This is a genomic window from Salinivibrio sp. AR640, assembly GCF_001995405.1.
Classification (GTDB): Bacteria; Pseudomonadota; Gammaproteobacteria; order Enterobacterales; family Vibrionaceae; genus Salinivibrio; species Salinivibrio costicola.
Genome location: NZ_MUFD01000019.1, coordinates 1 through 12949 on the forward strand (window position 1 = coordinate 1; position 12949 = coordinate 12949).

Consider the following 12949-nt stretch of genomic DNA (forward strand, 5'->3'; position numbering starts at 1 on the left):
AGTAAAAAAGTAAAAACTCTAAAAAATAAATAAAAAGATGTTTTCTTTATTGCGTTTAAATCATTAAAAAAACCACATATAAATAATTAAAATATAGAATTATTTTTAATGATTGTGCATCAGTGAAAGCTTAGTACCGCTAGCACATGCGCTAACATGCAACCTCATCCATCTGCCTACGCCCTCCTCCGTTAGTAACAAAATTGTGAATAAGCGCAGTTTCGCTTGCTGTTTTAATCCAGGTAGTGTGATCGTCGCAACGTGACAACGTCGGTCAAGACAATGTGGTGTGCGCTGGATCGGCTTAAGCTGATCGTTCAAATTAGTTCTCTCCCCCTCCTGATCTCCTCCTTATTGCAAGCGTTACAAGCGCAAATAAGGAGGATGTGCCTGTTGTCTATTTGAGCAACACTAGAAACTCTGATCGTCACCGTCGGCTCGCGTTATCTGTTGTGCCATTGCTCGCTAGCACGACACCCATCGTCACGCCGCTCGACGACCTCCGAATTTTTTCTTTGTGCGGAAAGTGATTATGAAAAAATTGCGTCACCTCTCTATCAGCCAACGAATCAGCCTAACGGCCTCTGCAATCGTGTTAGTCGGTCTGGGTTTGGTCAGCACCATCTCTCTTTCAACGCTGAATACCAGTCAATCAGCAATGTCATCTCAGGTGACAGAGAATGTGAAGCGGGATCAGGTGATAAAAATGCAGAATCGGGCAACAGCACTCAGTGAAGAGATTCATGCCTACATCGCCTCTCCCCTCGATACGGTGCGAACCATTGCTCAGATATATACGTCAGAAGCGGAAAAGAATAAGTCATCACGGATCCTCGATCGTGATGATATTCCTAGGATCATGTATTCGATTTTGAAACGTCAGCCTGAGTGGCACAACATCTATACCGAGTGGCAAAAAAACGTCTTAGGGGCCGATGCCTTTTATTATGGCGATCCAACCAGTGCAGCGGATGGACGCTATGTACCGTCTGTATCGGTGGATGAGAACGGAGAAATGCGTCTTCGAGCCGCTCAAAACTTTTCAGAATCCAACCCTTGGTATCAGTGCCCGGTGAGCACACAGAAAGATTGTATTACTGATCCAAGAACGGCTCAGATTAATGGTAAGACACAAACGGTGTTCGATGTGACAACTCCCGTTTTTCGCTTTGATAAAACGGTTGCTATGGTGGGAAGTACGCTCAAAACCTCGCAAATCCAATCACTCTTAGCCAAACGTGCCGATAATGACGGGGAACTATTTGTTATCAGTCAAAATGGTCGGATTGTGGCTAGTACCGATCAGCACGTTCAACATGGCGCTGCGGTCTCGGGACTTTCCTCTCCTGCTTACCAACCACTTTCTAACCTTCTAAGCCAGAAGGCAACAAACCAATTCAAGCAAACCGATTCGCACTTTTACGTATCGCAACCCATTGAGTTTGGCAATATGACCAAGACCTGGTCGGTGATGATTGTGACCCCTATATCTGCTGCTATGGCACCGGTGACGCAACTCAATCAAATGATGACCGAGGCCGAGACGCATATCCAAAACACCATCTATCTGGTAAGTGGTATCGTGCTGATTTTGGCGTTTATCATCATTCAAGTCGTCATCAAACGCCAATTGGCGCCGTTAACCAGTGTTGATCACTCCATTCAGGCAATTGCGCAAGGCGGTGGGGATTTAACTCAGCGTTTATCCGTCACGGGTAAAACCGAGATTGATAGTATCAAACAGTCAGTCAATCAGATGCTGGATGCGCTACAGTCGATGGTTGGCGAAATTCAGCAAGCAGGTGGACGCTTATCGGATACCTCAACGACGGCTAACCATGCGATCACCGATGCGCACCAAGCGCTATCTGAAAATACGGAGACCTTGCATCAAGCGGCGACGGCCATGGAACAACTAACAGCAACGTCCAAAGATGTGGCAACCAACTCTGAGGCCTCCAAAGAAAAAAATGCCGCGGTGGTGTCGTCACTGAATCAATGTATGGATAATGTGACCAACAACGTAGCGCGCAATCAAACAGCGAACAATGATCTACAAAAAGCCAACAGTTTTGTCAGCGAAGTCAAAGCCAGTGGTAGCGATATTGCCGCACTACTCGATGATATTCGTGGCATTTCGGATCAAACGAACTTATTGGCGCTCAATGCCGCGATTGAGTCAGCACGCGCCGGTGAAGCTGGCCGAGGATTTGCGGTGGTCGCTGACGAGGTACGCGCGTTAGCCCAGCATTCACAAAAATCTGTCGATCAAATCGTATCGACGCTTGAAACATTCAACCAACTATTGACGGATATTGAAGCGGTTATCCAGCAAGGTGAGCGCGGTGCCGCAGAGGGTTATCAAGCGAGTGTCTCCGTGCAGCAGACCTTAAACGAGATTGTTGATTTGGTACACCAGCTCGGCGATATCAATTATCAAACCGCAGGCGCAGCCGAGGAGCAAAGTGCCGTTTCGCAGCAAGTGGCCGAAAATATCCAAGCCCTTTCACAACGTATAGAGCAAACCTTATCGCTCAGTGAGCAAGCACAAGGCGCAAACCATACGCTGAACCAAGAAGCCACCACCATCCGTCAGCTGGTCGAGACGTTCAAAGTCTAATCCGGCGCACTCTCTTGATCGCAAAAAGGGCACCATTTGCAGGTGCCCTTTTTATTTGCTGTCTAGAATCGCTATGTGATGAAACGTCACTTCAAAGCTCGATTACTGCCGATCTAACTGTGCTTTCATCGCGTCACGAAAGACTTGGTCAGCGTCAGTAATACCCAATTGTTCGGCGTCACGTAATAAGCCCATGGCTTTGTCGACATCGTTATCTGCAACCGCGGTTCGAATAGCCTGGTGGTAAAAAGTCACGCTTTCTTGTTGCGGATTACCTGAATTTAAGGCCTTGATAGGATAGCTGCTTAAGCGTTCATCGTCACTTGCATAACTCGCATACTGGGTAGTGTGAATAGACATTATTAGTTTACCGACGGCGACACGCTGGTAAACGGGATCGGTGACCATAGGCATCGGCTCCCCAAACTCTTTTGCTCTTACTTTTGCTGGGTGGGGAATAACGATTTTGCTACCTAATTTGCGCCGATCCGCGTAAATGACCATATAACGGACATTTTTAGTATCAAAATTTGCGACTAACTGGCTTGGCTTAGTTAGATCAGCCGATTGTGTTTTAAATTTACTATAAGTGACTTTTTCAACAACCTCATAGTTTTTATTTAATAGCAACACATTAGGGCTGAATACTTGGCCATTTTGCATCACCGACTTTATTGTGACATGCGCTGATTCTGTTCGAGGGCTAAATACAAAACTTTTCGAATAACTACTCCCTTCGTCAAAGTTAAAGACGGCTGAGTGGTTATCCAAAGAAACATTCAGTGCTTCAGTTTCTTTTAGTGGCACGAWAGAAAGCTGTTTTAGCGATTCACAGCAACTGGCATTATCCGCCGGCATTAGCGGCAACTCTTGAGTCACAGACGCAGAACAACCGGAAAGTAATATCGTCACTATGGCGACACTTAAATATTTAATACTCATTTTATTTTTACAACAAAAATTCATTATATAGACCTCTAAAAAAGGCGACCAATAGGGTCGCCTTAATCTAAATAGTGATTGCTGAGTGATTAGAACCAGATTTCTGCTTCAATACCAACTCTTGTCTCATCACCCTCGGCATCTTTGCTCCAGTTATACGTATCTTCACTTGAGCTCATGTAGGTGACAAACGGTTTGATTTGTGGGCGCCCCCAGTAGTCGGCATTAGCTGTAAATACAGGAGCAAATGTTGCGGTGAAGAAGCTTGTATCCGCATCTTCCCTTCCCCATGTTCCATCTTCCCCCAAGCTCTCAACTGCGTAAGTTAATATAGTTTCGAAACGCAAATTCTCATTGACTTTGTAAGATGGAGTGGCTCCAAAGAAGAACCTCTGAACGCCATCTTTGGAGCCCCAAACAGATTCTGTTTTGTCGTTGTACAGCTTCCAGTAAACAACCTCTGTGCCAAGCTGCAAGTTATCTGAAACATTAGCTACACCGTAGGAAGTAAAGAATAGAGATTCATCATCTTTGCCCCAGCCATCAACCCACTGACCGAAGTTTAAGCCTTTTGTACTAGCTATTCCTTTACCATACGTTAGCGCTGTTGTAGTCCAACCATCAAAGCCGTAATAGTCACGAGAATACGTAATACCTAGACCCAGTCCATCTTCTGCTGTTTGGTCTTCGTCAACATTTTCTCGCGACATAAATTTAATATCGAAATCAAAACGTCCGTCGAGGGCTTCAAAACCAGAATAATAGAGGTCTAAAGATGTCAACGTAGTGCTACTGTCGTTATCATCAGTTTTATCCTTTTTAGATTCGAAGCTATCACCTGGGTCGACAGAGACTAAAGCAACACCCATGTTTTCGTACTGGATACCACCACCTACACCAGATGATTGCTTCCAATATTCTTTTGTAATTATGCCTGCTTGACGGTTCAAGTAGCGTTTACCAGCCCAAATGCTCGTTCCTTCAGCGAAGTAAGGTAGGTCACCTAACTCAACATACGCTTCTTTAAATTCAAGCTGTCCTGATTCACCAAATCCTTCGCTACCGGAAGAGGATGTATAGAAGCCTCGGCCACTACCTTCATTATTACCATACTCGGTTTTTACTACGTACTTGGACCAAGCTCCATTATCATAATTGTCACCGCGAGTTACCGTGAATTCAACTTGATTTGGATTCCCTGAAAAAGAGGCACCTGCGGCACGATAGTCACGACGATGTGTATATGATTCATCTAAATCCAAAGATTGACCAACATTATATAGCAAATGACCATACCCATTTACTTGCCAACCTTGTTCAACTTTGTCTTCAGCTAAAGCAGAACCCGCTGCGAAAGAAGCTGCAACAGCCGCCGCAATTAAACTTACTTTTCTCATACCTTACTCCATAATGCGCCTTTTTTACGTGTCTCTTCACACCGGCAGTGGGTAGTGGAAAAAGACAGTGTATCCAAGGCTTAGCTTTCTTCGTTATCCTGGAATTATCCTATCCCTGAGCGGTCATTTTGGCGTCATCCGGCCGTGCGATTTCAGGGGGAGGAGGAGAAAGGATGAGTGAGAGCCAATTATCTAAACTTGTCGAGCTGAGTCACTGAACGAGGGCGTAATTGGTAATTATTTTTCGCTAAACAGGCCTACAAAACGTCGACATGATCACTATTAATAGATTTATTCTTAAAGGCATGAAACTTAATTACATACTGGGCAATCATCATAAATGTGACATCAGATTGAATTGTTTATGATTAAAAGCTCTAATGGTAGCGAGTCTAATTTAATGGTGTTATTTATGTCGATTTGTTTTCCTGCTCCTTATTCATTAGGGGCTCAGTTATACGGCTCAGGTTGTCGATTTACTTTGTACGCACCAGACCAGGACTGCGTGCATTTATTGTTGTGGCATCAAGGGCACCAACCTCAGCGGCTCGCCATGCGCGAATACAAACGTGGTTATTGGACAAAAGAGGTCGCTGATGTGGTTGCAGGGCAAGATTACAGTTTTGAAATCTCACATAATGGCCAAACATGGTGCGTGGCCGATCCGTATGCGCAAGCGGTGATTGGCCCTTTAAGCTATCAGCCTCCTTATACACCATCGCAAAGTACATTACTGGCGCGCTGCCAAGTTGTGGATCATGCGCCATTTGATTGGCAAGGCGTGTCATCCCCTCAGCGTCCAATGTGCGACACTGTGATTTTTGAAACTCATGTTAAAGGGCTGACTCAGCAGTACCCGGATGTGGAGCCGGCGGAAAAAGGGCGTTACTTGGGTTTAATCTCACCAGCGATGTTGGCGTTTTACCAAAAACATCACATTAATTGCCTGCAACTGCTTCCTATCACCGCCTGCTTACCCGAGCCGCATTTACTCAGCCAGCAAAAAACCAATTATTGGGGCTATAACCCTTATGTTTGGATGGCCCCGGATCCGCGTTATGCCGAAAAGGACGCGGTTAATGAGTTGAAAACAGCAATACGCGAGCTACATCGTCACGACATTGAGGTGATTTTAGACGTGGTGTTTAATCATACCGCGGAAGGTGGCGACGGTGGACCCATACTGCATTTTAAAGCGATCGACCAGGGAATGTATCTCCAGGATAACCAACAGCTGCGCAATTATACCGGTTGTGGCAATACCCTTGATTTACGCCATCCTGCCGCGCTAAAACTGGTGCTCGATACCTTGCGTATGTGGGTCACCCACTATCATGTGGATGGGTTTCGATTCGATCTCGCCGCCACTGTGGGGCGAGACGGTGAGGCTTTTCATCCACATAGTGCCTTTTTCCACGCTATTGCCCAAGATCCGATCCTTTCTACCGTCAAACTGATTGCTGAACCCTGGGATATTGGCCCCAATGGTTACCAGTTAGGCCAGTTCCCTGCAAATTGGGCCGAGTGTAACGATAAAATCCGCGATACCACCCGCAGTGTATGGCGTGGCGATCCAGGCAAGTTACAAGATTTTGCTACTCGTCTTATGGGATCGCGTGACTTTTTCAGTGCCAGCCACTGGCCCGATCATTTGCCGATTAACTATGTCACCTATCATGACGGTTTTACCCTGCAAGATATGGTCAGTTACGCCAAACGACATAACCACGCGAACGGTGAGAATAATCGAGATGGTCACGGTGACAACCGCTCTGCGAACTATGGCATCGAAGGACCGACAGACGATCCCACAATCATGACTGTTAGGGAGCAGCAAAAGCGTAATATGATCGCGAGTATTTTGTTCTCATTGGGCACCCCGCATATTCTGACCGCGGATCTCATCAGTCACTCGCAACAAGGCAATAACAATGCCTATTGCCAAGATAACCCCACGAGTTGGCTAAACTGGCAAACGCAGAATCACGCTTGGTCAAATTGGTTTGCTACCATGATTGCGCGTCGCAACGCTATTGTGCCGCGCTTTATTGATGCATTGAGTGGCACACAGCGCCATTTAAATCAGATTGCGTGGCGCCATTCGAATGGCGATCCGATTCAAGATCACCAATGGCCAAACCTGCAAGCGCTCAGCTGTCAGATCACGCTCGGCGCGCATCACCCTGACGCGGGTCAATCAATGCTTATAGCCATTAATAGCAGCGACACCGCCCAAGCGTTACGGCTACCGAGTGATCACCAATGGCGCATTGTCTGTGATACGGCGACCGATGAGACGACTGTCACTGCACCAGAAGCATTCCAACGCTTGGCAGCAAAGAGCTTTTTAGTCTGTATTGACGGTGATTGGCTTTAGCCTAATATCCCCCGCATCAAAAAAGGCAGCTGTTATCAGCTGCCTTTTACGTGGTTCTTAACAATCAATAGTGGGTTGAGGGTTACCCTTTCACGCCACCTGCGGTCAAACCACCCACTAACCAACGTTGCGCTAGCAAGAAGACACCGGTAATCGGTACAGCTGACAGCACGGCTGCCGCCGCGAAGTCGCCCCACAGGTAATTTTGCGGATACAAGTACTGCTGCATCCCTACCGCCAAGGTATAAGAGTCGACATCCGATAACAGAATCGAAGCCACCGGTACCTCACCCACGGCCATAATAAATGCCAGAATAAAGACCACCGCCAAGATTGGTACTGAGAGCGGAAGTAGTACCAGCCTAAAGGCTTGCCATGGCGTGGCCCCATCCAAAGCCGCAGCCTCTTCGAGGGAGCCGTCAATGCTTTCAAAGTACCCTTTAATGGTCCAGACGTGCAACGCAATCCCGCCTAAATAGGCAAAGATCAAGCCGCCATGAGTGTTGAGCCCTAAAAATGGAATGTACTGACCTAACTTATCAAACAAGGCGTAGATAGCCACCAATGCCAGCACTGCCGGGAACATTTGGAAGATCATCATTGCATCGAGGATAGTCTGCTTACCTTTAAACCGCATACGGGCAAAGGCGTATGCCGAGGTGGTAGACAGCACTACAATAAATAACGAAGTAATGCCTGCAACCTTCACCGAGTTCCATAACCACAATAAGACGGGGAATGGTGGAGGAGTGACTGTGCCATCCGGATTAGTCACCGAGAAACCCAGTGCTAACTTCCAGTGCTCCAGTGACGGATTTTTCGGGATCAAACTCCCGGTAGCAAAATTACCCTCACGGAAGGAAATCGCAATAATCATTAACAGCGGGAATAAAATCAGCGCCAAAAATAAGCACAGGCCGATATGGGTTGCCCAGACGCGATATTTTAAGGATTTACCTTGTACCATTGCCATATTAAATATCCTTACTGCGTGTTTTTATGTGCCAAGCGCAGATTCACCAGAGCTAAAGCGCCAACTAAAATGAAAATCAGCGTCGCAATCGCACTCGCCAAACCAAAATCCTGACCGCCACTGCCTTCAAACGCAATTCGGTAGGTGTAACTGACCAGCAAGTCGGTATAACCGGCCGGTTCAGATGTACCAATTCGACTCGGTCCACCCTCTGTCAGCAACATAATCATCACAAAGTTATTGAAGTTAAACGCAAAGGCTGCAATCAGCAGAGGCGTGAGAGGCTTGATCATCATCGGCAATGTGATGCGGGTAAAGTTTTGGATGAAATTCGCGCCGTCAATGGCCGATGCCTCATAGAGATCATCCGGAATGGCCTTAAGCAAGCCCATACAAAGAATCATCATATAAGGAAAGCCCAGCCAAGTATTGACCGTTATCACCATACTTCTGGCCATTACAGGATCTGAGAACCAATTAGGACTGATCCCAAACAGAGCCTCTAATACCATGTTGATTTCACCGAAGCTTTGATTATATAAACCGCGGAAAATCAAAATAGAAATAAACGCTGGCACCGCATAAGGCAGAATAAGGAGGAGACGATAAATAGACTTACCCCTCAACTCTTCCCACTGCACAAGGCTGGCAAGAGTCAAACCAATAATAAGTGAAAAGCCTACCGATAAAACAGAAAAGACAATCGTCCAAATAAAGATGCCAATAAAGGGTTCTTTAATCCCATCATCCGTCCATACACGCTCAAAGTTATCGGTACCAATTTGGACGATATACCCTGGTGAAATGGTATCGCCAACAAATTCGCCGGCATCGTTAACCGCTTGGTAATAACCGATTTCATCATTTGGCTTGAGTGTTTCACCGGTTTGGTTGTTGATCAGTGTACGACCATCATCTTGCAGGCTGTAAAGCGGTTGAATGGCAGCAAACGTCCTTAAACCGCTCATCCGAATGATTTGATCATCGCTGCGTTTAAGTTCGAGAGCGCTGAGTGCGTCTCGATTTTGGATCACCGCTCGTAATGTCGCTTTTTCGCCCGAGATACTGTCGACTGGCGTTAACGCCAGTGTTTGGGCCGAGAGGGTTGCAAACTCAAACGGTTTGGTGGCGTAACGAGCCTCCGGCATCTCCACCACAAGACGCGCGCCTTTATCCGTTTGGTAAAGAGAAAACGGATAGCTATCACCACCTTGGAAGGTTCGCTCTAGCAATACCGACTGAGCGCGTTCGAAAGATAACTGGTTGGAGGCACTATAATTGGTAAGTGAAAGCCCCACGGTGTATACCAATGGGAAAATGATGAAAAGAATCATTCCCGCGATACCTGGATAAATGTATCGGTGGGCATATGTCTTTTTACTACCAAAAATGTACAGCGCTAACGCGGTTAACACCACGGTTAACAGGGCAAAAGCAGTTTCACCACGCGAATACATTAAAACGGTGGCATAACCGTTAATAATAGCCACAGAGGCCAGCAGCGCCCATTTGATGAACGCTTTTGTGCTGCTGGGCAAAGAAGAGCCTGACGTTGTCATAGCTTGAGAACCTTGGACTGACTGCATAAGGAACGCTACTCACTTAATTCTGAAGTGTGCAGGGAGGACGCATCCCCCCTGCAGATAGAGCTTATTTAACCATTTGTTTTTCTGCGTCGTTAAGAGCAGCTTCAACGCTTTGACGGTCATCAACCACGTTGATAATTGCGTTTTTGGCTGCCGCCCAGAACGCGTTCATTTGCGGAATGTTTGGCATTACCTCGCCATGCTTAGCGTTTTCCATGGTTGCCGCAATGCGCGGATCTTTAGCAAGTTCCGCTTGATAAGCATTTAACGCCACCGCACCCAGAGGCTTATCCGCATTCACAGTTGATAGGCCTTCATTGGTCAGCAAATAGTTTTCAATAAACTCGACGGCGAGTGCCTTGTTTGGTGACGCGGTGCTAATACCGGCACTTAACACGCCAACAAAGGGCTTAGAGGCTTCACCTTGGAAAGTTGGTAAGGTAGCCACACCATAATTAATGCCTGACTTCTCAACGTTCCCCCACGACCATGGGCCATTGATGGTCATCGCTGTGTCACCCTTGTTAAACGCAGCTTCAGAAACGGAATAATCCATATCAGAAGAAATCACGCCATCTTTGACCATCTGCTTCATGAAGTTCAGTGCATCGTGAACCCCTTTATTATTGATGCCCGCATCTTTGACATCATAACCCGTTGCGGTTTGTTTAAACGCATAGCCGCCATCAGCCGCCATTAGTGGCCAAGTAAAGTAGGGTTCTTTTAAGTTCCACATGATGGCCGATTTGCCTTGCTCTTTGAGCTTGGCATCTATCGCAACCACGTCTTGCCACGTTTCTGGCGGGTTAGGGACAAGATCTTTGTTGTAGATAAGAGACAGTGACTCCACGGCCACCGGATAACCGACGTATTTGCCTTTGTATTTGACCGCATCCCAAGCAAAATCGACCATGCCGTCTTTTAAACGATCCGACGGACGGATTTCTGTCAATAAGCCTGACTCGGCATAGCCGCCAAAGCGATCGTGCGCCCAAAATACGATGTCTGGACCATCGCCCGTTGAAGCAGTTTGCGGGAACTTGTCTTGCAGGCCATCAGGGTGAACCACGGTTACAGGAATGCCCGTGTCTTGTTCAAAACGGTCACCCACTTCGGCAAGGCCGTTATAACCTTTGTCACCATTAATCCAAATGGTCAGCTGGCCTTCTTCGATATTCGCATTTGCACCAAATGAGCCAAGTGCAATCAGGGTACCGAGGGCAACAGCACTAAGTGATTTATTCATCTTTCTATCCTTCTTCTACTGAGGTGTAGCACGATTCCATGGAGGATGAGCTGTGTTTCAGGCTCTATCATGGGTAATTCCTCTTCATTCCTCATCATCCTGGTCTCTACGCCCTACACCTATGCGAGCGAATTCGTGATCCATATCGCTCGTCACTAATGATGCGGCTCACAAAAATAAACTGAACGTGATCAAGTTCAACTAATTAACTCAGATTTTTGTGAAGTACGCCCTCAAATTATTTTAGGTAGGAGAAAATCCTCCTCCCCGCCTACTCCCCCTGTAATAATTGATGATAGGAGGATGCAGGGCTAGCGCAGATAAGACACACTGAGTCTCATCAAAAAAGCATGAGTGGTATTTTCCCTAGTGTGGCTAATTAATCATCAACGAACGTTAAACAAAAGCGGTAACGCTTATAACGACCCACATTGATAACATAACCACGTATCATGCAAATTGAGCCGAATTAATGAAAAGCGATTGAGGGCGAGCGACATGGCAAGTGTCACGTTTAAAAACGTTTGTAAAGCGTATGACAACGATGTAATGATTTCTAAAAACGTTGACCTAGAGATTAAAGATGGCGAATTTGTCGTCTTTGTCGGTCCTTCTGGTTGCGGTAAATCCACCTTATTGCGCTGCGTTGCCGGGTTGGAAGATATTACGTCGGGCGACCTTTACATTGATGATCAGCGAGTAAATGATATTGAGCCATCTAAACGTGGCGTCGGCATGGTGTTCCAATCCTATGCTCTTTATCCCCACTTAAACCTCTACGACAATATGTCATTTGGTTTAAAGCTGGCAAAAGCCAATAAGGCTGAGGTAGATAAACGCGTGCATCAAGCGGCGGAGATTTTGCAACTTGGTCACTTATTAGATAGACAACCAAAATCCCTGTCGGGCGGCCAACGTCAGCGCGTCGCCATTGGCCGCACCCTGGTGTCTCAACCACAGGTTTTTCTACTTGATGAACCCTTATCGAATCTCGATGCCGGGTTACGGGTGCAGATGCGTGCACAAATCACCAAGTTACAACGTCAGCTTGGCTGTACCATGATTTATGTGACACACGATCAGATCGAAGCCATGACCATGGCCGATAAAATTGTGGTGCTAGATGAGGGCCGTGTCGCGCAAGTGGGCAAACCGCTTGAGCTATACCACTACCCACAAAACCGCTTTGTGGCCTCGTTTATTGGCTCACCAAAAATGAATTTCATGAGCGTATTCATCGCAGATGTTGAGCCGACTCGGGTCAAAGTGCAGCTAAGTGAGGGGGCTAGTTTCTGGATACCGGTCGATGGCAAAACCGTCACCCGCGGTGATCGTATGTCGCTAGGCATTCGCCCAGAGCACTTAATCGCCGCCAAAGACGGTGATGCCAAAATCGAAGGAGACGCGACCATCGTTGAGAAGTTGGGTAACGAGACGCAAATTTATCTCAACCTAGAAAGTGCCGATGCAGATGTGATCTATCGTCAACTCGATACGGTTGAGATTGAGCCCGGCGAGAAGTACGCAATTGGTATTCCCGCTCACCGCTGTCACTTGTTCCACAGCGACGGCCGCGCGTGCAAGCGTCTACACCGTGAAAACGGCGTGACCTTCGTTGACGAAGAAGATGCGGCATAAAATGGCGCCTTAAAGATAATGATTAGGCCGCATACGCGGCCTTTTTTGATGGATTCAACCTAGAACAAGGCGGTAAACGGTACAGTGAACATCGCGGTGCAGTCTGCGCGAGGCGACAAATAAAAACGCACCAAGAATTAACTTGGTGCGTTCCTCGTTGGGTCGTCTAG

8 protein-coding genes are annotated in these 12949 nt (G+C 46.9%); 3 read left to right on the plus strand and 5 right to left on the minus strand.

Annotated elements, in window-relative coordinates:
- Positions 1-532 precede the first annotated feature (532 nt).
- Positions 533-2620: a methyl-accepting chemotaxis protein gene (locus tag BZG75_RS10410; RefSeq protein ID WP_077576901.1), complete on the plus strand. Its 2088-nt coding sequence runs from the start codon at positions 533-535 to the stop codon at positions 2618-2620.
- 102 nt (positions 2621-2722) lie between these two features.
- Here BZG75_RS10410 and BZG75_RS10415 read toward each other — a convergent pair whose 3' ends face one another.
- On the minus strand, positions 2723-3562 hold the full coding sequence (locus tag BZG75_RS10415) for a MalM family protein (RefSeq protein ID WP_158009979.1): 840 nt from the start codon (positions 3560-3562) through the stop codon (positions 2723-2725).
- An 89-nt stretch (positions 3563-3651) separates the two neighbouring features.
- Positions 3652-4959, minus strand: a complete 1308-nt coding sequence (locus BZG75_RS10420; RefSeq protein WP_077576903.1) for a carbohydrate porin — start codon at positions 4957-4959, stop codon at positions 3652-3654.
- A 364-nt stretch (positions 4960-5323) separates the two neighbouring features.
- Between BZG75_RS10420 and glgX the strand changes: the two genes are divergently transcribed.
- Positions 5324-7336 carry a glycogen debranching protein GlgX gene (gene glgX, locus BZG75_RS10425; RefSeq protein WP_077576904.1) on the plus strand — a complete coding sequence of 671 codons (2013 nt, stop codon included), beginning with the start codon at positions 5324-5326 and terminating at the stop codon, positions 7334-7336.
- An 82-nt stretch (positions 7337-7418) separates the two neighbouring features.
- Here glgX and malG read toward each other — a convergent pair whose 3' ends face one another.
- The 3 genes from malG to malE all read right to left on the minus strand — a co-directional run bounded on the left by malG (position 7419) and on the right by malE (position 11141).
- Positions 7419-8309: a maltose ABC transporter permease MalG gene (gene malG / locus BZG75_RS10430; RefSeq protein WP_077461349.1), complete on the minus strand. Its 891-nt coding sequence runs from the start codon at positions 8307-8309 to the stop codon at positions 7419-7421.
- Positions 8310-8320: 11 nt separating this feature from the next.
- Positions 8321-9895, minus strand: coding sequence for a maltose ABC transporter permease MalF (gene malF / locus BZG75_RS10435; protein WP_077576905.1), 1575 nt, complete (start codon positions 9893-9895; stop codon positions 8321-8323).
- A gap of 64 nt (positions 9896-9959) precedes the next feature.
- Entirely contained in the window at positions 9960-11141 is a 1182-nt protein-coding gene (malE, locus tag BZG75_RS10440) for a maltose/maltodextrin ABC transporter substrate-binding protein MalE (RefSeq protein WP_077576906.1), read from the minus strand.
- 498 nt (positions 11142-11639) lie between these two features.
- Here malE and malK point away from each other — a divergent pair, with 498 nt between their 5' ends.
- A complete protein-coding gene (gene malK / locus BZG75_RS10445; protein WP_021023898.1) occupies positions 11640-12779 on the plus strand; it encodes a maltose/maltodextrin ABC transporter ATP-binding protein MalK in 1140 nt (379 codons plus the stop codon).
- Positions 12780-12949 lie beyond the last annotated feature (170 nt).

Bases quoted from the DNA above. Each gene is read 5' to 3' on its own strand.
- malF (WP_077576905.1), bottom strand. From the start codon at position 9,895: ATGCAGTCAGTCCAAGGTTCTCAAGCTATGACAACGTCAGGCTCTTCT.
- malK (WP_021023898.1), top strand. From the start codon at position 11,640: ATGGCAAGTGTCACGTTTAAAAACGTTTGTAAAGCGTATGACAACGAT.
- malG (WP_077461349.1), bottom strand. From the start codon at position 8,309: ATGGCAATGGTACAAGGTAAATCCTTAAAATATCGCGTCTGGGCAACC.
- glgX (WP_077576904.1), top strand. From the start codon at position 5,324: ATGATTAAAAGCTCTAATGGTAGCGAGTCTAATTTAATGGTGTTATTT.
- BZG75_RS10420 (WP_077576903.1), bottom strand. From the start codon at position 4,959: ATGAGAAAAGTAAGTTTAATTGCGGCGGCTGTTGCAGCTTCTTTCGCA.
- malE (WP_077576906.1), bottom strand. From the start codon at position 11,141: ATGAATAAATCACTTAGTGCTGTTGCCCTCGGTACCCTGATTGCACTT.
- BZG75_RS10410 (WP_077576901.1), top strand. From the start codon at position 533: ATGAAAAAATTGCGTCACCTCTCTATCAGCCAACGAATCAGCCTAACG.